General features: G+C 32.3%; 26 protein-coding genes. 2 read left to right on the forward strand and 24 right to left on the reverse strand.

What is annotated here, in order from left to right:
- Positions 1-97: 97 nt before the first annotated feature.
- The gene (locus AC51AA_RS08235; RefSeq protein ID WP_500705485.1) at positions 98-1,339 is read right to left on the reverse strand and encodes a hypothetical protein; all 1,242 of its coding nucleotides are present in this window, start codon (positions 1,337-1,339) and stop codon (positions 98-100) included.
- A gap of 85 nt (positions 1,340-1,424) precedes the next feature.
- Here AC51AA_RS08235 and AC51AA_RS08240 point away from each other — a divergent pair, with 85 nt between their 5' ends.
- Positions 1,425-2,288 carry a hypothetical protein gene (locus tag AC51AA_RS08240; protein WP_500705486.1) on the forward strand — a complete coding sequence of 288 codons (864 nt, stop codon included), beginning with the start codon at positions 1,425-1,427 and terminating at the stop codon, positions 2,286-2,288.
- Between the two features lie 596 nt (positions 2,289-2,884).
- Positions 2,885-3,556 carry a hypothetical protein gene (locus AC51AA_RS08245; RefSeq protein WP_500705487.1) on the forward strand — a complete coding sequence of 224 codons (672 nt, stop codon included), beginning with the start codon at positions 2,885-2,887 and terminating at the stop codon, positions 3,554-3,556.
- Here AC51AA_RS08245 and AC51AA_RS08250 read toward each other — a convergent pair.
- The 23 genes from AC51AA_RS08250 to AC51AA_RS08360 all read right to left on the reverse strand — a co-directional run bounded on the left by AC51AA_RS08250 (position 3,548) and on the right by AC51AA_RS08360 (position 19,105).
- Positions 3,548-4,072, reverse strand: coding sequence for an ASCH domain-containing protein (locus tag AC51AA_RS08250; protein ID WP_500705488.1), 525 nt, complete (start codon positions 4,070-4,072; stop codon positions 3,548-3,550). The genes AC51AA_RS08245 and AC51AA_RS08250 overlap by 9 nt on opposite strands.
- Positions 4,073-4,112: 40 nt before the next feature.
- Entirely contained in the window at positions 4,113-4,355 is a 243-nt protein-coding gene (locus AC51AA_RS08255; protein WP_500705489.1) for a hypothetical protein, read from the reverse strand.
- Positions 4,355-4,486, reverse strand: a complete 132-nt coding sequence (locus tag AC51AA_RS08260; RefSeq protein ID WP_500705490.1) for a hypothetical protein — start codon at positions 4,484-4,486, stop codon at positions 4,355-4,357. The genes AC51AA_RS08255 and AC51AA_RS08260 overlap by 1 nt, the downstream gene beginning before the upstream one ends.
- A gap of 373 nt (positions 4,487-4,859) precedes the next feature.
- Positions 4,860-5,975, reverse strand: a complete 1,116-nt coding sequence (gene dnaN / locus AC51AA_RS08265) for a DNA polymerase III subunit beta (RefSeq protein WP_500705491.1) — start codon at positions 5,973-5,975, stop codon at positions 4,860-4,862.
- A 19-nt stretch (positions 5,976-5,994) separates the two neighbouring features.
- Positions 5,995-7,344 (reverse strand): PcfJ domain-containing protein, encoded by a 1,350-nt coding sequence (locus AC51AA_RS08270; protein WP_500705492.1) that lies wholly within the window; start codon positions 7,342-7,344, stop codon positions 5,995-5,997.
- A gap of 6 nt (positions 7,345-7,350) precedes the next feature.
- Positions 7,351-7,863, reverse strand: coding sequence for a PcfK-like family protein (locus AC51AA_RS08275; protein ID WP_500705493.1), 513 nt, complete (start codon positions 7,861-7,863; stop codon positions 7,351-7,353).
- Positions 7,860-8,099, reverse strand: a complete 240-nt coding sequence (locus AC51AA_RS08280) for a hypothetical protein (RefSeq protein WP_500705494.1) — start codon at positions 8,097-8,099, stop codon at positions 7,860-7,862. Before AC51AA_RS08280 ends, AC51AA_RS08275 begins: the two co-directional genes overlap by 4 nt.
- Positions 8,100-8,163: 64 nt before the next feature.
- Positions 8,164-8,883 carry a recombination protein NinG gene (locus AC51AA_RS08285; RefSeq protein WP_500705495.1) on the reverse strand — a complete coding sequence of 240 codons (720 nt, stop codon included), beginning with the start codon at positions 8,881-8,883 and terminating at the stop codon, positions 8,164-8,166.
- Positions 8,880-9,104 carry a hypothetical protein gene (locus tag AC51AA_RS08290; RefSeq protein ID WP_500705496.1) on the reverse strand — a complete coding sequence of 75 codons (225 nt, stop codon included), beginning with the start codon at positions 9,102-9,104 and terminating at the stop codon, positions 8,880-8,882. The genes AC51AA_RS08285 and AC51AA_RS08290 overlap by 4 nt, the downstream gene beginning before the upstream one ends.
- Before the next feature lie 33 nt (positions 9,105-9,137).
- Positions 9,138-9,782, reverse strand: coding sequence for a hypothetical protein (locus AC51AA_RS08295; RefSeq protein WP_500705497.1), 645 nt, complete (start codon positions 9,780-9,782; stop codon positions 9,138-9,140).
- The gene (locus AC51AA_RS08300) at positions 9,769-10,680 is read right to left on the reverse strand and encodes a DUF4373 domain-containing protein (protein ID WP_500705498.1); all 912 of its coding nucleotides are present in this window, start codon (positions 10,678-10,680) and stop codon (positions 9,769-9,771) included. Before AC51AA_RS08300 ends, AC51AA_RS08295 begins: the two co-directional genes overlap by 14 nt.
- Positions 10,681-10,688: 8 nt before the next feature.
- Positions 10,689-12,446: a DEAD/DEAH box helicase gene (locus tag AC51AA_RS08305; protein WP_500705499.1), complete on the reverse strand. Its 1,758-nt coding sequence runs from the start codon at positions 12,444-12,446 to the stop codon at positions 10,689-10,691.
- A gap of 102 nt (positions 12,447-12,548) precedes the next feature.
- Positions 12,549-13,070: a hypothetical protein gene (locus tag AC51AA_RS08310; protein WP_500705500.1), complete on the reverse strand. Its 522-nt coding sequence runs from the start codon at positions 13,068-13,070 to the stop codon at positions 12,549-12,551.
- 2 nt (positions 13,071-13,072) lie between these two features.
- A complete protein-coding gene (locus AC51AA_RS08315) occupies positions 13,073-13,363 on the reverse strand; it encodes a helix-turn-helix domain-containing protein (protein WP_500705501.1) in 291 nt (96 codons plus the stop codon).
- Positions 13,360-13,800, reverse strand: coding sequence for a hypothetical protein (locus AC51AA_RS08320; protein ID WP_500705502.1), 441 nt, complete (start codon positions 13,798-13,800; stop codon positions 13,360-13,362). The genes AC51AA_RS08315 and AC51AA_RS08320 overlap by 4 nt, the downstream gene beginning before the upstream one ends.
- Positions 13,801-13,814: 14 nt before the next feature.
- A complete protein-coding gene (locus AC51AA_RS08325; protein WP_500705503.1) occupies positions 13,815-14,555 on the reverse strand; it encodes an MBL fold metallo-hydrolase in 741 nt (246 codons plus the stop codon).
- A 2-nt stretch (positions 14,556-14,557) separates the two neighbouring features.
- Entirely contained in the window at positions 14,558-15,622 is a 1,065-nt protein-coding gene (locus AC51AA_RS08330) for a recombinase RecT (protein WP_500705504.1), read from the reverse strand.
- A 4-nt stretch (positions 15,623-15,626) separates the two neighbouring features.
- On the reverse strand, positions 15,627-15,836 hold the full coding sequence (locus AC51AA_RS08335) for a hypothetical protein (RefSeq protein ID WP_500705505.1): 210 nt from the start codon (positions 15,834-15,836) through the stop codon (positions 15,627-15,629).
- Complete coding sequence (locus AC51AA_RS08340; RefSeq protein ID WP_500705506.1) at positions 15,836-17,842, reverse strand: AAA family ATPase; 2,007 nt, start codon at positions 17,840-17,842, stop codon at positions 15,836-15,838. Before AC51AA_RS08340 ends, AC51AA_RS08335 begins: the two co-directional genes overlap by 1 nt.
- Before the next feature lie 24 nt (positions 17,843-17,866).
- Positions 17,867-18,082 (reverse strand): hypothetical protein, encoded by a 216-nt coding sequence (locus AC51AA_RS08345; RefSeq protein ID WP_500705507.1) that lies wholly within the window; start codon positions 18,080-18,082, stop codon positions 17,867-17,869.
- Between the two features lie 2 nt (positions 18,083-18,084).
- Positions 18,085-18,306: a hypothetical protein gene (locus AC51AA_RS08350; protein WP_500705508.1), complete on the reverse strand. Its 222-nt coding sequence runs from the start codon at positions 18,304-18,306 to the stop codon at positions 18,085-18,087.
- A 73-nt stretch (positions 18,307-18,379) separates the two neighbouring features.
- Entirely contained in the window at positions 18,380-18,607 is a 228-nt protein-coding gene (locus AC51AA_RS08355) for a hypothetical protein (RefSeq protein WP_500705509.1), read from the reverse strand.
- A gap of 3 nt (positions 18,608-18,610) precedes the next feature.
- Positions 18,611-19,105, reverse strand: coding sequence for an NUMOD4 domain-containing protein (locus tag AC51AA_RS08360; protein WP_500705510.1), 495 nt, complete (start codon positions 19,103-19,105; stop codon positions 18,611-18,613).
- Positions 19,106-19,113 lie beyond the last annotated feature (8 nt).

A 19,113-nucleotide genomic window follows, 5' to 3' on the forward strand; every position in this document is an offset into this window, starting at 1 on the left:
TAGCTTTTTATTATTTATCTTTCGTCTACTAACAAAATTGACTCAGGCCTTTATTTCAACTATATAAAAAAACAATTCCTTTTCAAATAAAATATCTTTATAAATTAGTATTATCACTATGTTTTAAACGTTTACTACTAATCAAATGGAAAATAAGTTGAACACCAAATTTGGTTAAATAATAGTCGTAACCGCTAAAAACAATTAACCTATGATCAATAAGCCTTCTTAATTCCTCCTCGCTAAATTCATCTCTTGAAATTGGCTCTCTAGTAGATGTATCAAGTCTAGATAGAATTCTGATAATTTTTGATCCTAAATTATTCTCAAGTAATATTATTTCCTCCAAATTTAGGAATAAATTTGAATCTTTATTGTCGGATTCCTCTGTTAAATAACGTTCGTTCTCAAATGCATTAATCCTGTCGTGAGCCATTCTTACTTGACGCTGTGCCTCATTAAATTTATTTTCTAAATCTAACTTACTGCGTTCTAATTCAGCAATTTCATTTTGGTACGTATTTGATTGTTGTCCTTGATTTTGAGCTATCTCCCTTAAATTTTGCGTGTTTTGTTCTAAATCGTTGATTTTCTTTTGAAGTTCCTTTAATACTTGCTCGCGCATATTAATTACCTTATCTGAATTCTGCATCTCGCGTTCTAGATCTCCTATTTTATTTTGATAATCACTTGATTGTTCTTCCCAAATCTGAAGCTGGTCTGTTAATTGTGATTTTTCATTTTTTAGTTGAGTTAATTTATTCTGATCATCTTTCGATTGTTTTTGTCGCTCTTGTATTTCATTTGATAAATTCAACTTAATACTTTGCAGCTCAGCAACCGTCTCTTGATGTACATTTATTTGTTGCTCCCGCTCTTCGAGTAATTTTTCTGATATTATCTGAGCGCCCTCTAGTTTTTTTATTTGATCAAGCATTTCCTGCTTGTCTTTATTGCGAGATAATTTATCCTGTAACTCTAGTTCTTTATCAGCTAATTTAATTTTTAAATCTAGTAATTCTTTTTTTCCATCATAGATTTGAGTACGCCTTGCATTCTTAACCGAGACAAGTAGGCTATCTATCCATTTCATAAGGTAAGGAACTCCTACACTATAAATTAGAGCTATTCCAAATGGAATTAAATATGCCAAAACTCCTAAATATTCATGATTAATTACAATTATTCTATCTTCAATTGTCGCCTTAGAAAAAAACAATACAGCCAGTACCCTCCAATTGTAGAATAAAAATGTCAGCATGAATGAACCTACAATCGGGGTTTTTAACCTTTCTTTTGATGAATCTAGTAAATTTTTTATTAATTCTGGAAATGTCATAAATTAAATTTTGGCAAACATAATTTAATTGTAGAATTAAAAAAAATTAAAAACTTTAATATTATGTTTGTTAAAATTATAAATAATGAATACAATCGCGAATTTTTTTCAAAGCATATATGATAGTTACCAAGATAGAATTAAAAGCCCTTTCGTTGGCTCATTTTTGATTTCATTTTTGATTTTTAATTGGAGAGTATTTGCAATACTATTTTATTCAGAATGGGCGATCCATTGTAGAATTGAATGGATTGAAGAACATTTTTATAAACAATCTAACTTTTGGTACCCAGTTTTAATTGCACTCTTTTACATATTAGTACTCCCATATATACATTTATTTTTTGAATGGGTTCTGTCTATTTATTCAAGGAAAAAACTAACAAAAAAAAACGCAGCTAGAGCCAATGATCTGAAAACTCAAAAAGCTGAAGCAAAATTATTAAGGGAAATTGCAGACGAACAGGCTGGGACAAGTGAAATTTTAAATTTGCAAGCTAAAATTGACTTACAACAAAAAGAAATCAATGAACTAACTGATCAATACAAGGAAGATCGCGAACGATGGAAAGAACGCTCAACAACTTCATATGAAATAGAAAAGGAATTAAATGCATCAGTCGACAAATTGTCAAAAGAAAACAGGTCGCTTAAAAGTAAACTCGATGAAGAAGATTATAAAAAACTAATAGATCCTGATATTGTTGAAATAGCAATGACAACACTTAAAAAAACAACATTATTAGAACGTAACGCACTTAAATCTTTATTTGGAAATGGAGGTAAAAATAAAACTTATCTTCCTTCAGACTTAGATACATCCTTCTTAAATCGACTTACAGAACTAAGACTGATAAAAATAGATAATGACGTGATAGGAATAACCACATTAGGAAAACTTGTTCTTGTAATGATGGAAAGTGACTTTGGTAAAGATCTGGTTTCGTAATTAAATACTAAAACACGAAAAAAAGGCAAGTTATAAATATTATATAAAATTGATTACTTTTAAAACTTTAACCAAAAACAATCCAATAAATGAAATTAATTAAAATTACAGATGCTAATGATCGTATACATTACATTAATATAAATTTTATCGTCGACATCTTCGACAGAGGTGACTTACGATTTGTGATTACAACTAATAAAGAAGTCTTTAGCAATGAGCCAGTATTAGATATTTTACAAAAAATAACTGACGCCGAAAAGTAACTTCTTATCTCATGACATTTTGATTTAAAAGGGGTGCTGCCTTTGGTTTTAAACCAGAGAACTTTTTAACTATGTACTGAACAAGAGATGCAGTATATCTTTTTGTGTTAATATAATCAAGATGATAGATGAGTAATGATGTAGGAACGATCACATTAATATTTTTAGCAATATTGGTATTAAGTGTGATATTGATTATCCTGGTAATGGATGCCACCAGTATTAGAAAAATGAAATTGAAGTTTTCAAATATTTTTTCTATCGAAGTTGAAAAATAACTTCTCTGGTGGCATCGCCACCAGTTTTTCAAATAACTAAACTCTATTTTAAATGACTAAATTCTTAAAAGATCACGCTTTTATATCTATCTCAATTTTGTCTTTTGTACTATTGCTAATTCCTATAGCAATATTCCTAAAGCATTTTGGTGGAAATATGATTTCAAATGACTTAAGCGATTGGGCATCATTTGGAGATTTTATGGGCGGTACAATTAATATTGTTCTCTCATTTACAAGTTTAATAATTCTTGCTATTTTAACGAATACAGTTAGTAAGCAATCAAATGAAGAAAATAAAAAAATAAATTTGCTAGTGCGTAAACTTGATTGCTATGACAAACTAACTTCGTTCTTGCCCAAAATAACTACTATTAGTGACGAACTAGTTAGATCTACTGCGATAATTATAGATACAAACAAATCAAATGATGTAAGGTTAGAGAACTTGCAATCTTTTCGCAATTTAACATTAGTATTTAGGGACTTTTATCATTTCATACTGACTTTCGAACGCAGATACGGACATTTATTTGAATATAATTTGAACTCTCCTGATTTTCATAAATTGTTAATCAACGCAAATAAGTTGATTATTTTTTGTGATGAAATAGTTGCTCGCAGATTAGATACGCAGATTATTGTTGAAAATGAAGACGAACTTATACTGATGAATCAATTTTATTTTATTCTTATTGATAACCTGAAAAAAGAATTAAAGTAAATCTCTATATATACTAAAATCCGGATCCCAAAACCCAAGTCTACCTTTTACGTCTAAAATTGGTTTGTCATAAAGAACCGGATTAGCCAATACCCAATTCCAAATTGGTTTTTGATTTAAATATAGGCTCATATTGTATTTAAACAACTCATTATTCCCACAATCATCTTCATCACAATGATAGTCTTTGATTAATGGCTTTGGCAGCATCTTTTCGGCCCAAATACTTGGATGATCCTGAACGCAATCAACGATATCTACTTGACCAATGATAGCTGATTTCAAAAAGAATTTATCATGTTCCCCTTTTTTACATACATCAACTTTTTTATTTATTGCCTCCCATTGATCAACTGGAAAAGCCAAATTATTACCCTTAAAACTTGGGTAAATCTGACCAGAAGCGTGTATATAAAAAGTTCCTCGAAAATTTGTTCTCCAAGTTCTGTTTTCAATGTCTTTGATTCCAGTAGCGATTAAATGTGCCCATGGTTGTTTTATTGATAGTGCTTTCATAATTTAATTACGGTTTTAGGTAATAACTTGATTTATTACGTTATGGGGTGTAAGTTGGATCTCCCAACTTTATAAGTCTTTCTTTTGCGCTTGAAATGGTTTCTTCAGCATCTGAAATTGACTCATGTAATTCTTCAATTTCTTCATCGATATCAATCTGATCTTCTTCAAGTTCACCGCAATTTTCGCAGATCGTCGTTTTTGGGAACCATTTTTTAGATTCTACTCCAGTGTGTAAGTCAAACCATTCTCCACAGTTTTGGCAAGGTGTAGGCATTTCCATTAGCTAAATCCTTTACGTTCATTTGGAGCGAAGGACTTTCCTTCACTTAAAAATTCTGTTATTGTATCACTCAAAAAATAAAGTGTAGCGATTATAAACCCCATTGCAATAATTGTTAATGCTGTATGCATAATTTTGATTTATAGGTTAATAAAAAACCGCCCAATTAAAGGCGGTTAAAAAGTCTGATTATAATTTGATTGGGTGTCAATGAAAAGTATCCCCTTATTCTCCCAATCAGCGAAACGACCATTATAACTAGCAACCTTGGCGACAACCAAAGAATTCAATATAGAATAAGGGATTTTATAGGAGGTATGTTTTATAAAATTGCAGTGAAAGCAATCAGAAAAGAGACGATAAACGCGACTACAACACCTAATAAAAAAGCCAAAACTATAGCGTTTGTTAGGCTTTTTTGATCTAAGTATCTGAAATTACCATTTAGAAAAGTAAATTTCATAAGTAAATCGATTAAGAAATTTTCAATATGTTTCATGACTTCTAACTAATTAGGGATGGCATAATAAGCATTAGAAGTTTCTCTTCATCAACTTGTCCATCTACTTGAGTTACAATTGCAGCTCTATTTGGTTGTGAAAATTCAAAGTTTACCTCATCGCAATTTAAAGTACTGATCATTTCAGCTAGATATTTAGCATTGAAACCAATTCTAGTATCTTCACCTCCATAATTACAATTTAATCGCTCATTTGCCTTGTTTGAGTAATCAGCATCCTCGGATGAAAGATGTATTTCGTTTCCAGCGAACTTCATTACAACTTGTTTTGTTGTTTTGTTTGCAAAAATTGAAACACATTTGACAGAACTTAAAAGGCCGGCGCGACTGATCACCGCTTTATTTGGATTGTCCTTTGGAATTACATTTTCGTATTTTGGATAATTACCCTCAACCAATCTAGAAATCAAAACATAATCTTCAAAAGTGAAAATTGCATTTGTTTGATTGTATGAGATAACAACTTCAATATCTAAGGTTGAAAGGATTCCTTTTAAAACATTCAAAGGCTTTTTGGGAACAATCAAATCAACCTCAACTTCTGAAGTGATATCTGTTCTGGTATATTTTACCAATTTATGAGCATCAGTTGCAACAAAATTTAAACCTGCAGGTGAAAACTGAAATAAGACTCCAGTCATAACTGGTCTTAAATCATCAGTACCAGTTGCAAAAATTGTTTTGCTGATCGCTTTTCCTAAAACTTTAGAATTTAGGTTTACAGTTTGAGCATTCTCGATTACAACAGCTGTTGGGTATTCTTTTGCAGACAAATAGGCAATTGAATAATTTCCCGCTTCTGAGCTAATATCGATAGTGCTGTTTTCCAATACCGAAAAAACAAGTGGCTGCTCTCGGAATGATTTCAACATCTCAATCAACATCTTAGATTGAATTGCAATACCACCCTTCGCTTCAGAAGTGATTTCTAATGTAGCTGAGATTGTTGTTTCAAGATCTGAAGCTGTAATTTTTAATTGATTTCCATCAATATTAAATAAGAAGCATTCTAATATTGGAAGTGTATTTGAAGAGTTAATCACTCCATTTAGGATTAAAAGTTTCTCAAGTAAATTTTTACTATTTAATATGAATTTCATAATATTTTGATTTTTGTGATTATGCTACTTGATCAAGTACATTAGTGCCTTGTAGTAGCTTTTTATTTTTTTCGATGATCCTTGAAATCTTCCCCATGTTCTGACGAACAAGCGAAATAATTTCTTCGTGATGTTCTGTTGGCTCATTATCGAATCCTCTACATTGAATTATCGAATAGGTAGATAATGAAATTTCAATAGTTTCGATAGGCATTCCTTCTATTCGAGCGGACATTAAAAGAATTCCTGATTTCTTATGATAGTCATTCGAGTAAACACAGTGCTTAAGCACCTTTCCTTCTTGCTCAACGTCTTTTTCATCAATTAAGCAAACAACCTTGATTTCGCCTTTTTTAAAACTAAAATCTTTGAAAACATCATGTTTTATTTTTTTCAAAACCTCATCAGCTTCGGCCTTCAATCTTTCATTTTCTTGACGAATAACCTCCCTTTGGGCCGCCTCTATTTTTCTACGCTTTTCTATTTTTGCCACATAAAAATTATGTTCTTTATTTAAGTTCTTCGGTAAAATAAATTTTGGATTTAAGATGTCTTTCCCATTTTTATTAAGCATCTCCAGATAATCATACCATATTCCGGCATCTTTAATCTGATACTTATTGCGAAGTAAAATCTTAATTTGTGGCCAAAATGAATGGTAACGGTCATCTTTGTGAACCGCATAAAACAAGAGTTCTTTTTGTTTTGCTTTGAATAGAGTTTCAACTTTTGAACTTCTTTCAAGTTTTTTCAACAAAAGCCTATAATCACAATTATGAAAGTCTTTACCAAAACCATACTTTTTGAACCTTGGAAGGAATGTTGCACCAGGACAATTAAAATCCGATGCAAAACGATCATAATCACTTTGTCCATATCGAGGATTAACATATCGTACTTCATAATCAGATGAACTAAAACCATCTCCACTCCATGTCGTATTACGTCCTACGATAACTTTTTTGTTTTTATCATAGTCAGTCCATTCTTCAAATAAATCTCTGAAATGATGGTATGGAGGTTTGTTCTTGTACATGTTTTTCCAGCAAGAAAAATATCTTACCACCTGAAATCTATCTACTACCTGAACAACAGAATAGGTCATTATTTTAATAAAACAACCATTCCAAATTGTTATCTTTTTTAGTTTCTTAGCGCATGAAGGACATTTAATCCCAATCACTTCTTCCTTCCAAATATCCATTTCTGGTTTCCACATGTGATTACACTCTAAACAGACAAAATTTTTGTAATGCGTTGTGTAATAAAAATCATGTTTATCAATAACAAATGACTCGTGTTCTACTGGATCTGGAAGTCTTTTATGAAGATCCCAAACCTCCGCTTGCAATTTAGTTCTTGGTCTCATAGGAACTTAAAATAAAGATGACTGAACTTCTGATTGCTCAGTATTTTTAACTGGTGCTTTCTTCTTAGAAAGAAGCTTTTGTCTAGCTTCTTCTATAGTGTTTTTAATCGCGAACTGTTTTGCCTCCGCTACTTCTTCCTCGGTCAACTGTACATTAGAAGCCAAATCTTTTTTAACATCGTCTTTTAATTCAGCAGCAGCTTGTTTAATAGCCATTTCTCTCGCCGTAGCTTTTTCATCATCCGTAAGCTCTATAGATTGGTTAACAATAACCTTAGCATTTGAAGGCTTAATCTTTTTTATATCATCTTCATCGTAATAGTGAACAGCCCAGCCAAACACCTCGTTATCTGCATAACCGGCAGAACCTCCTTTTTGAGCACATTGTATAACGTAGTTGCAACATTCATCAAGTGTTTTATTCTGTTTTTGGTACGTTACTGCAAACAATTCATCTTCTGCAGCCCTTTTATCAAGGTAACTCTTGATGGTTTCTTTAAATGCGTCTGATCCTTTCATGCTAATTGTTTTTTAAAGTGATAGATTTTATGTCCGTTTGGTAGTTCCTTGACCTCAGTTGGTTTTTGCTTGAAGTCTAAGAAAGAAATAAGCTTTTCATAAGCATTTATTTCACTATTCCCTTTCATCTCGATTTCCGTCTTATTGGGAGTGTAGAAAGTGGTAGTTGCTATCCAAATGCTTTTTACAATTTTGGATGTTTCTATTTTGTCTATATTGATATTTTCTAAATTCATTCTGAATGTTTTCAAGTTTGATTAATTATTGAGCAATAAAAAAGCCCTCGATATCGAGAGCCTTTTAGTTTTTGAATTCGCAGAAATTCCGATCATAAATTCCGAGTTCGATATTTATTTTATTTCGAATCTGGATTCGTTCTTGTGGTGTTTTCTGTTCTGGATTTTTCTTAAGATCCAATCTTATTTTAGAAGCTGTTGATGCGATTTCAATCATTTCATTAGTTGATAAATGCAATGGTCTATGACGCTGAAGGGTTTCAATATATTCAAAGTAACTATTGCCATATCTTTCAATAAGACCTAATCTGTATTTGATTTGATCACCGCTATGATGATGATTACTTTCGAAAGATTGAATGTGAATGTTGTGAAGATTTAAAGCAGTTGTTCTATTAGCACCTACTGAAATGTAATGTCCCCCGTTCATTTTGCCAAAATTACCTGTAGCAATACAAGATTGACCATAATCAATTAATCTTGAAATTTCATTGAGGATCGGTTGCAGATGTTTTGCTCGGTATTTATCTGGTGATAGTATAGAAACTTTTTGAATTGCCTTATCTGCTATTTCCTTTTTCTTATTTTCTTTCTGAACTTTTGATTTAGCAGAAATCATTGATCTTTCGAGCTTGATTTTTCCTTTTTCAGTATTCAATAACCAATCAGAATAACACCCACACATCTTGCCTAATCCATAAACTCGATGCTTTGTTTTATGACCGCAGCCAAATCCCTTTGCGTCACCGGTACCCAAACAGGGTTTTTCTTTTGGTTCGATCATGATCGTAAAGAATTTGATTTTGGAATAGATCCTGGAACTGACTCTGAACTTAATTTCTTTATCGCTTGATCAACTGAAGAATCTATATTGATGAAAGGTTTCAGTGTTCTTCCAAAATCGCTTAATGGTACTGGAGAAAGAGTTTCTAAATATTCAACTCCCATTTCAGATATTTGGCGCTTGATATCGATCAGCTTTTTTATTACTGCATCATTTTGCATTTTAGATTGTTTTGAAGTTAAACATAATTTGATTTACGGTCTGTATTCGCCTGGAACCACGGTTCTTTTTGATCTTAAATAAGCAAGGAAAGGCTTCATTTCTTCCTTTTTTTCCCAGTCTGAAATAGTATCTTCTAGCATTTGCCTGTCCATATGCTTAACCATAGCATCTATTTCCTCTTTCATTTCCTTATCTTTTTCTTCTCGTTCCTTTTTAGCTAGTCTTTTAGCGTAAAATTTAGAAATGGCATCATCATTTTTTGTTGAACAATGCTCATTTTGAATGCTTTTATTCAATCGTTCCACTTCCAAGTATTTACGATCAAGATATTCCGGAAACCATTTTATTAAAATATTCTGGCCATCTAGTTTGTAATCTTTTCCATCCCCAATGATTCCTTGACGAACCTGTTTTAACAGCAATACGACATCTTCAATAGTCTCATAAGGATATTTTTCAACGATATCAGATGCTAGCATTGCCGCTTGAGATTGTGATAAAGACTTTCCAACATTGAAATTTGAATTGAATCTATTTAGTAAATAGCAAATAGCTGTGATTGTATTGATCTCGCCAACGGCCTTTTCTAACTTTTTAAGTTTAGTACCATCAATGGCATTCGATAAGCTTAGATTTTTTTCAAAAACAATTAATCCAACTTCATTATTTGATCCCAAACATTGCATTAACTGCACTGACAGCGGATTGTTTATGCTCAGAATCTGTTCTTTCTGAATTACTACTTCGTGCATTTTCTCTGTTTGCATAATTATCTTCTAAAATTTTTAAAAAATTAGCTGGCTTGAAAATCCAATCAAAACTAGCTATCCAATTATCTTTGTTATTTCCTTGCAGAAAAGCTGAATCTCTTGTTTTTTGAATTACAACCTGAATCGATTCTTTTCCGTGCTGTTTTTCTAAAACCAATATTCTTTTTTTTCTAGCATCTGACATTTTTTTAACTTCAGGTAAAAGACCTCTATTTGCATTAAAAAAATAAAGTAGTTTACCAAAATCAATCTTATGATTGTCAGGTTGATTTTTTAAATCAACAACTCCGTTAGGAGATTCTTCTTTACTTTTCTCTTCTTTACTTTCCTTTACTCTACTCTCCTTTACTTTAGGGATAACTTCCGGTAGATTGGTTTGTTTTAACGTCATTCTTCCGGTAGATTGAACGTTATTTTGCTTTATTTCTTCCAATACGTCGGAATATTGAAAACATTTAAGTTTTCTTTTCCTGTACGCATCCTGAATACTATCAGTAAATTTTTGGCTAAAAATCACCTTATGTTCTTCGAAAAGAAATCTGTCAATAGCTCCCAATTTTGCCAAATCATTTAGAATTGAAATTGTTTTTTCTTCATCAATTTTAAAGACTGACGTTAGAAACATTAAAGTCATATCGTTTGAAATATCGATATAATGATTATTGGCCTTACCTAATTGTTCGAGTAACTTAAACCATGAAGCATAACCATCATTTCCATATTTGGTTTCAATAATGTGCATTTTACGACCATGAGTACAATCATGCGGAAAATAGTCAACATCTTTTCTTTGCTCTCTTGCCATATCTCATGTTACTTTTTAAATAAATCAAATACGCTACTTATAATGCTAGTTGGGACGATATCCTCAGTTCCTGTTATGGCATTAGCAATAGCTTTCTTTTCTTGAATGATATCGTATAGCCATTGATCCAAAGTATCGTCTCCAAGCAAGTAAGTTGCTCTAACATTGCTAGGTTGTCCCATACGGTGACATCTCGCTTCTGCCTGCTCACAATCTGCTTGTGTCCAAGGAAGCTCAACAAACAATACCTCACTGCTTGCAGTTAGAGTTAATCCAACACCAGCAGCTTTATGATTACAGATAATTATTTTGGTTTCAGGTTTGTTTTGAAAACTATCAACAGAATTTTGCTTTTGAATAGAATCATCTTGACCAGTTACAGTAACTGCTTTTGGATATAATACTTTTAGCATATCAACAATAATTTTGTGTTTACAGAAGACGACAATCTTTTGTCCAGAATCTACAATTTCATCAATATATTCTTGTGCAGCTTCTATTTTCCCTTTAGCAGAAATTTGAAGTAACATTGTGATTTTTACAATAGTTTCAGAATTTACTTTTTTCTTAATTTCAGAATCTGTCAGATCAGAATTTTTAAGGAAGTTTGCAAAATCGTCTCTGACTTTATCAAACTCATTTTTGTTAGTGATAGAGCAAACAATTGTTTGTCTAGATAAAGGAGGAAGATCTTTCAAAACATCTTCTTTCTTTCTCATAAAGTAGCAAGACTTGTTCATCAGATAATTCAATTCTTTCAAATTAGCAGATCCTTTACCGCCTTCGCAATACCTAGCTTTAAAACCATTTTCTCCGCCAAAATGTCCAAGTTTGAACATTACGGCTAATTGACTGAATAAATCAATAGGTTTGTTTACAACAGGTGTACCAGTCAATAAAATAATGTATTTTTTACTTTTGGTGATTTGAATACATATTTTAGCCTGAATCGAATTAGGATCTTTTAAGCGATGACTTTCGTCAACTATTGCAGACTTGAATATCTTTATCCTATCATCCATAATAATCTGACTAGAGTGCTTTAAATCCTTTTTGGTAGGCATCGATCTAACAAAGAACTTCTTCAATGATTCATAATTCACAATAAATACATCAGCCATTCCCATTTCGTAAAAACGGTGCCATGTATCTTTGTTTTTATCATCAAGAATCATTGCCTTTTTGTCGGTCCACATTTCAAATTCGCGCTTCCAGTTTATTTTTAATGCTGAGGGACAAATAACAATGCAAGGAAAAGTAACTTCTCCTTGCAATTCAGCTCCGTAAACAGTTCCAATACTTTGAAGTGTTTTTCCAAGCCCTGGTTGATCACCATTTATAAATCTTTTTAACTCTAATCCACGAGCAATGCCATCTTCTTGATATGGTCTTGGTTTGTAACCGTTAATTGAATTCACGATTCCTAAATCAAAATGCAATTTTGGGAGATCTGGAATGACATCAACTTTTTCAGGTAAATTATCCTTAATTTGAATTACAGTTGCTTTGCATTTATCCCCTACTGCATAAACTTGTTCTTTATATAAAACAGGAATAACCCATACTTTTTTTGGATGATTCCATTTTGCAACTGATTTTAGTTTTCTCCAAACAATCCTTTCAGTATTTTTTAGATGTTCATACGGAATATTTATTTGTTCCGGCTTCACATTTATAGCCATTGAAACATCTGTTGGATTGGAAATATATTGTCCAGTTAAAATATTAGTACTCCATTCTGAAACAATACAAATACCTTTTACCATTTGTGTATTTCGGTCCTTCCATCTGCCAAAATCAATTGAAATATGAAACTCATTTAAAAATTCGACTATTTGCATTACTCGTAGATTATTATATTAAAAATTTTACATTGCTACCTCATCCTCTTCAAATTCAATTGAAGGCTGTTTGCTTGGTGCCTGCTTACCTTCTAGGTACTCATAAACCTCTGATTTAAGATTGTCAATCGCTTCTTTCAATTCAGGCATAAATGGATAATCATTGTAATCCTCAAATTTTAAAAACGGAGTATTTAAGTTTAAATAACTTCCCGATTCTAACCTTTTAGATCCTGAAATAGTAACACCTTCCAAATCTCCCATACCTCCAATAGTAAACCCTTGAACTTTGTATTTTAGAAGAAAATGTTCTTCAGATAATTCATCATCTGGAGAATCTAAACGAGCTCTACAATCAGTTTCTTTAATCTCTTCACAGATAAATGCGAAATGAGGTATTAAAGCTGAAAAAGCATTTCTTAGATCATCATGTATTGGAGCATCTGAAGACTCCGACGCTGATTTTTTTGCATTTTTTACAAATTGGTCATATTTGTATGCCAGGAATAAACTGTTTTTAATGTTGGCCTGCTTAATAGTGATGTTCATGATTAATTGTTGTTAATTATTAAAAAATATTCTTTGTATTTACCCTCCTTGTATTCTGATATCACTGGAACATTCCATATATCTTTTAGGTCTTTAATTCTTCTGCGTAAATCGCCAATTTTATAATCAATCAAAGCTTTTGTTGTCGTAAGTCTTTCGCCATTTAAAAGCGCTTCATAAACGACTCTACATTGATTTGAAAATTTCTCTTTATTTCTTTCGAAATGCTCTTGGTTACTGACTCTATTCTCAATATGAAAAAGATCCTCGAAATTTATTTCTTGCTGGTTCATAAAAATTGCTCGTTATTTTTTACCTGAATTTCTATTTCTCTAAGTATCGCCAAGTCTTTGGGCTCTGGAAGATATATGCCCGCCTCTTTGCTTGAATAGTCTCTAAATCGATCAATTGCCAGTGTCAATTCATCTTTTGTGAGATCTGCCAAACTTTTATATTCAACTCTAACCTCTCCCGTTTTTCTATTAACAAATTCGTATTCGAAAATGGACGGATTTACAAGTTTTTTGAAGTATTCAATCTTGATATATTCCAATTGTTCGCCATACTCCCAAGCAAACCATGACATTATTAAATGAACATACTTCAATTGAGGATAGGTTTTCGGAACCTTCTTGGCTGATAGTTCAAATACTTTATTATGCTTTACAAAATATTTGAACTTTTCAACAGCTCTTTGAACATCGATCGGTTTTTCTGGATTGTAAAGCATATAGTTACTTATGATTAAAAGGGGGTTATGTTGAAATCAATTGTTAATCCTATACTGGCCACTGTCACAGTTTTGCCAGTTAAGTCAGCAACTTCACTTTGAAATTGTTTAGCATTAGAATTAGTATCAGATAAGTGAATTAGAACGATATTATTGACCTTTGAAAGGTCATTGGCAGCCAACATATCTTTGCAGTTTTCTAATGAGAAGTGAGATCTCAGAATCCTGTTTCTTAGAAATTCTTTTCCACTATCAGAACCAAACTTTCTATCTATAATTTCTTTCGAGAAATTCGCTTCAATTATGATGTTGTTCAAACCTTTGAAAGTGTACTCGCAATAATTTGTATCGGTTAAGAAAAGGACTTTGCCGCATTCCGGATGTTCTATCAAAAAACCTAAAGGTTCAACTGCATCATGTTTGACATCAAACGCCATCACTTTAAAGCTTCCGATCTTTACAATATCTTTTGATGCAATTGTCAATGATCTATGAAAGTTATCTGGATTTAAGAACTGAGTAGTTTTGGCACCGGTATAAGTTGTAATGCCCAAACCCATGACCTCATCAAATGATTTAGCGTGGTCCTGGTGTTCATGCGAAACAAGACATCCTACGACTTTACTAAAATCAAAATTCAATGCTTTTTTGATGTCCATAATATTGACACCACATTCGATAAGCAACGCTTCATTATCTGTTTCTAGAATGTAAGCGTTGCCAATACTACCTGTTGAAATTACTTTTAACTTCATAATTAAAAGTCTGGTCCGTCACCTTGAGATTGATCCATATCCAAGGTTTGCTGAGTTGCGTTTTCAGGTTCCAGATCCTGACTAGCTTTTTGATCAATTACCGTTGTTCCGGCAACTTCCAAAAGCTTATCATCAACTAACTCTGCATCTTCAAAATCTAATGGTTCTTTGTTTGCGTTGGCATCAATTTGATTTTGAATTATTGAATCATTCATTTCGTTTTCCTTTTGAAGAATAGCCAAATAATTATCATCAATTTTTTTACTGTCAATAGTGATCGCGTTATAAGCATTTCGGGAAATTGTTTTGATAGCCATTTCTTCAAACCATCCTTCAATTTTTTCGACTCCAGTCTTTTGACCATTTTTCCAAACTGCCTTTTCTCCGCCCCAAAACTCAGCTGATGCATACTTTGGTTTTCTTTTTTCAATATCTTTCAAAGAGAATACCTTGATTTTGTTTTTCTCAGGATTGTCTTTAAACTCATGATACCAAAATCCACCAACAACATCACCTCTATTGAAATCATCAGTTACTTCCAAAGAATAAGACTCAACAGGATTGTCTTTGTCTTTTTTAAATTGTTTAAACTTATCTGTAGAATAAACCAATTCAAAAACCACATCTGAAGGAATATCTAAACCATACTTTTTAGCTTTAATTTCCATTCCTCGATATCCAATTACAAATCCTATATCATACTTATTATTCGCTGTGTTTTTATAAGGAATAATATTGATATGATTTGGCTGTGTAGGATCTAATTCAACACTTGAATAAGCTATTACGTCAACCGCCAATTTTGACATGTTTACATTTTCCCAAGTGAAAGGCAATGGATCAGGATCTTGTTTTGCTAATCTTTTTTTCTCATTGTCTTTTAAAGTTTGATCAATTTTAATAAAGTAGTTTTGGCAAAGTTTCTTTTGGAAAGGAGTCAATGTAACCGCTCCATTATTTGATGAGAACTCTTTCATCACAGCATTTGTGAAACGTTCGCTTTGTGATGGCTGTACAGTAGCCAAATTAGCTTTTGAAGTCTCTACAGGTGTATTTGTTGTGTTCATTTTATTAAATTTCTATTGTTAATTGATTACTTTGAAGTTTTGGACACCTTACGATTTTCAAATCGAAAGCTTGTTCTTGAATTTCTTTTTTGGTGTTTTGATTATGTGTACAATTGTCCGTACAGTCAAAACTTCCAATTTTAACTCCGATGTTCTCTTTACAGTTTTCAGTAAGGATCCCATCGGAGTCTCTTTTGACTCTATATTCGGTCATTATGCAACTCTAATTGCTTCATCAGGTTCACTAACTACCAATCTGATTAATTGGCTTTCAGTATCCATAATTGTATGGATCGATTCAGCCCCATCGATAAATATTGGAGCAGACACTTGATAGAATTTAGAAAGAGTGGAAATGATGTCTATTCCTGCATTTATTTTTGATGCTGTGTTGGCATCTGAGAAAGGAACTCCGTTAACCAAAATTTCACAAGCTGGATTTTCACCACCGTTAACTTGATCTTCAAACATTTTGAATTTTACAATTCTGAATTTGGAATTGACATTTTCTTCGATTGCAGTCATTTTGTCTTTTTCAAAGCGCTCAATTAAAAATTGAGTTTTTTCTACTCCAGCGATCTCTTGAGCTAATTTTGTTTCCTGGTCTTTCAATTCTACCATTCTCGCATCAACCAATTTAATCTGGTCCTCATTTCTAAGTTTAGACTTAAGACCGTCAATTTCTGAAACAAGAATCGCTCTATCTTCTTTAAGTTGAGCATCATCCACTTGTGGAACTTCCTGAACAGTTTTTTCAATATTTTCCAGCTCAAGTTTTTTAGTGCTATAATCTACATTTGACGCTAATAGCTGAGTATATAAATCCTCAACGTCAACTGGAACTTCGTTACTTACTAAAGCATTCTCTTTTTCAATATTCTCTTCGATAGTTAAAACCTCAGATTTTAAAGTGGTGATCATTGTTTCACCAGTGGTAACCCTGTCTTTTAAAGTTTGAAGCTCATTCTCTAAATTTGCTTTTTGAGTTGCTAACAATCCTCCTTGACGGTTAATTTCTGCCAGCTTAGTTGCTTTATCCGTTTTGAAATTAGTAGTCATATCAAGCTTCTTAGCTTCAATATCTGATTCTTCAAAAGCACGTTGGCAGGTTGGACAACAAAAAGAATTTTCTTCAATCTTTAATTCTTTTGAATTCTCATTGGTCCACTCAGATCGTTTAGCTTCAATTGTAGTTCCCAAAGCAACTAAATCTGATTCTTTACCAGTAACCAATCCTTTGATCGTTACCAAACCATTTTCAGCAGTTTTAAGCTCACCTTGTTTTGTGCTCAAAGAACTTTTAAGACCATCTAAAACTGATGTATCCTTTTTGGTTGAAGTATTTGCTTGAGTTCTAATTTGGCTTTCAATAGTTGAAATTTCAGATCTTAAATTAGATGCAGATCTTTTTGCAGCTTCATTTGTCGCTAGAATGGAATCCAATCCTTTTGATTTGTCTTGAATGCTTTCATCCAATTTGATCAATTGACCTTCTTTAACATCTAAAGAATTTCTAAGACTTACAAAATCATAAGATTCTGGTTTTGTTTTAGAAACCTCATCAATTCTAGTAGGAATCAATTTGATTTCATCTTTAGATTTTTTTACACTGGCTTTGATCTGCTTCAAATAATCTTCCATCGTTTTGCCTTGAGTAAGATTTGCAACCAAAGCTTCATATTCTGGATTACCAGCCGCAATTTCCTCATTGGATAATTCACCAGACATTTGCGTTAGTATGCTTCTTCTATCTTGCCACTTTAAAGAGTTAAGTGCATAAGGATTAGTGATCAGTTTAAAAACGGTTTCATCCATAATGCTATAAACCTTTGCTTGAAATTCTTTCTGCTGCATTGGAACCTCGTTCCAGAAATAGATTGTTTCATTCCCAGAATATTCCGCAATTTCTTCACCTCTCTTTTTTGTCCACTTTTCTCTGTAAATCTTTTTTAGGGTGATATCGTCTCCATTAACATTCAACATACCTTCAACTTCATGATCTTGTCTATTAAGCGAAGTGTCTACCGTATTTTTAATACTGAATTCTTTTTTTTCCTCAGCATTTTTACCGAAAAGAAGCCATAGGAAAGCATCATAAATTGTTGATTTCCCAGTGCCATTTGCACCAAAAACATCTGTATTATGACGGAAATTTACTTTTAGCTTCAGGGTCCCTTTAAAATTGGTTAGGATTAAACCTTTGATTTCAATTGTTTTCATTTTATTTTGAATTAGATGATTTGATTAATTTTTTACCCTTTTGAAAGTCTTAATTGTTTCCTCCGAACAAATTCGTTGAGAACGTTGGATAACGTGACCTCGAGTGTTTCTTTTTTCTTCAATGGGGTTTCCTTGTTCATCAATCAGTTCCAGCGTATGTAAGCCTGATTCTCGAACTGTCTTCACTTTTAAAAACAACCCAACTGGCGTTTTAAAAGTTTGGTTAGTCTTAATTTCCATCGCTAACATTGAAAAGGTGGATAGTCGTAATTTTGATGATCTTCAAACATTTCATCAAATTGAGGAACTTGGAACTTCCAAGCTAAAGCCAAAATATTTTCAGACTCTAAAGGATCTGAAATAGAATCATCAAATGCTTTTTTTAAGCACTTCCCTAAAAGGAACTTAGTATTGTCATTAGACAATGATGTTTTGTAGAATCTTTCTACTAAATTTGCGCTCATAATTGATTTAGATTAGGAACTCGAGGTTCGTTATTAAATTGATTTAAAAAACCACTTCATGCCCGAAGTGGTTTTACTTTTTAAGATGATCTGGTTTCTTTATCCGTTGACCACTTCCAATTAATTTCTTGTATTTATTAATCTTCTGTAGTTTGGTTTCTTTAGGTTGTGGTTTGGGAGCTTTGCTTACATTCGCTACACCCCCAACCAAATCCTTACCACCGATAATCTTATCGATAGCCTTTAAATGTTCCCGCAAACATTTGTATTGTGATAATGTGAGTGTTATAGTATTTTCCATTTTTTAGATGTATTTATTAACTATTCCATTTTCTTTTTCAAAATCCACTCTAGCTTGATAAGCTTCTAATTCACTTTTAAAACTTCCTAAGTGTTTTGATTTATCTTTAATCTTAATTTGAGAAATCCATCGTTTTGATCTAAAACTGAAATGCACACCAACATGTTTTGAGGTAAGATTTTTATCTTTGAACTTATGACAGTTGTTTTCTCGATTCGAATTCCACTCTAAATTTTTAACTCGGTTATCAGTCTTAATACCGTTAATATGATTTATCGTTTTAAGATTTTTAGGATTTTCAATAAAATAACTAGCAACCAATTGATGAATTTTAACTTTCTTCAATTTTTTATTGCTATAAATTCCAACTACCAAATAACCGTTACCATTATCAATTCCTTTCAGAATTTTATTGGTTACACCATTTTTTACATTACCAAAATTTGAAACCTCATAATTTTGATAACCATCAATTAGCTTGTAAGTTTCTACCTCCATCTGTTTAT

Source organism: Flavobacterium sp. OHVDL-2026-0007 (genome assembly GCF_059882335.1).

Coding starts and splice junctions, on each gene's coding strand:
- AC51AA_RS08235 (WP_500705485.1), bottom strand. CDS start 1,339: ATGACATTTCCAGAATTAATAAAAAATTTACTAGATTCATCAAAAGAA.
- AC51AA_RS08240 (WP_500705486.1), top strand. CDS start 1,425: ATGAATACAATCGCGAATTTTTTTCAAAGCATATATGATAGTTACCAA.
- AC51AA_RS08245 (WP_500705487.1), top strand. CDS start 2,885: ATGACTAAATTCTTAAAAGATCACGCTTTTATATCTATCTCAATTTTG.
- AC51AA_RS08250 (WP_500705488.1), bottom strand. CDS start 4,072: ATGAAAGCACTATCAATAAAACAACCATGGGCACATTTAATCGCTACT.
- AC51AA_RS08255 (WP_500705489.1), bottom strand. CDS start 4,355: ATGGAAATGCCTACACCTTGCCAAAACTGTGGAGAATGGTTTGACTTA.
- AC51AA_RS08260 (WP_500705490.1), bottom strand. CDS start 4,486: ATGCATACAGCATTAACAATTATTGCAATGGGGTTTATAATCGCTACA.
- dnaN (WP_500705491.1), bottom strand. CDS start 5,975: ATGAAATTCATATTAAATAGTAAAAATTTACTTGAGAAACTTTTAATC.
- AC51AA_RS08270 (WP_500705492.1), bottom strand. CDS start 7,344: ATGAGACCAAGAACTAAATTGCAAGCGGAGGTTTGGGATCTTCATAAA.
- AC51AA_RS08275 (WP_500705493.1), bottom strand. CDS start 7,863: ATGAAAGGATCAGACGCATTTAAAGAAACCATCAAGAGTTACCTTGAT.
- AC51AA_RS08280 (WP_500705494.1), bottom strand. CDS start 8,099: ATGAATTTAGAAAATATCAATATAGACAAAATAGAAACATCCAAAATT.
- AC51AA_RS08285 (WP_500705495.1), bottom strand. CDS start 8,883: ATGATCGAACCAAAAGAAAAACCCTGTTTGGGTACCGGTGACGCAAAG.
- AC51AA_RS08290 (WP_500705496.1), bottom strand. CDS start 9,104: ATGCAAAATGATGCAGTAATAAAAAAGCTGATCGATATCAAGCGCCAA.
- AC51AA_RS08300 (WP_500705498.1), bottom strand. CDS start 10,680: ATGGCAAGAGAGCAAAGAAAAGATGTTGACTATTTTCCGCATGATTGT.
- AC51AA_RS08305 (WP_500705499.1), bottom strand. CDS start 12,446: ATGGTAAAAGGTATTTGTATTGTTTCAGAATGGAGTACTAATATTTTA.
- AC51AA_RS08310 (WP_500705500.1), bottom strand. CDS start 13,070: ATGAACATCACTATTAAGCAGGCCAACATTAAAAACAGTTTATTCCTG.
- AC51AA_RS08315 (WP_500705501.1), bottom strand. CDS start 13,363: ATGAACCAGCAAGAAATAAATTTCGAGGATCTTTTTCATATTGAGAAT.
- AC51AA_RS08320 (WP_500705502.1), bottom strand. CDS start 13,800: ATGCTTTACAATCCAGAAAAACCGATCGATGTTCAAAGAGCTGTTGAA.
- AC51AA_RS08325 (WP_500705503.1), bottom strand. CDS start 14,555: ATGAAGTTAAAAGTAATTTCAACAGGTAGTATTGGCAACGCTTACATT.
- AC51AA_RS08330 (WP_500705504.1), bottom strand. CDS start 15,622: ATGAACACAACAAATACACCTGTAGAGACTTCAAAAGCTAATTTGGCT.
- AC51AA_RS08335 (WP_500705505.1), bottom strand. CDS start 15,836: ATGACCGAATATAGAGTCAAAAGAGACTCCGATGGGATCCTTACTGAA.
- AC51AA_RS08340 (WP_500705506.1), bottom strand. CDS start 17,842: ATGAAAACAATTGAAATCAAAGGTTTAATCCTAACCAATTTTAAAGGG.
- AC51AA_RS08345 (WP_500705507.1), bottom strand. CDS start 18,082: ATGGAAATTAAGACTAACCAAACTTTTAAAACGCCAGTTGGGTTGTTT.
- AC51AA_RS08350 (WP_500705508.1), bottom strand. CDS start 18,306: ATGAGCGCAAATTTAGTAGAAAGATTCTACAAAACATCATTGTCTAAT.
- AC51AA_RS08355 (WP_500705509.1), bottom strand. CDS start 18,607: ATGGAAAATACTATAACACTCACATTATCACAATACAAATGTTTGCGG.
- AC51AA_RS08360 (WP_500705510.1), bottom strand. CDS start 19,105: ATGGAGGTAGAAACTTACAAGCTAATTGATGGTTATCAAAATTATGAG.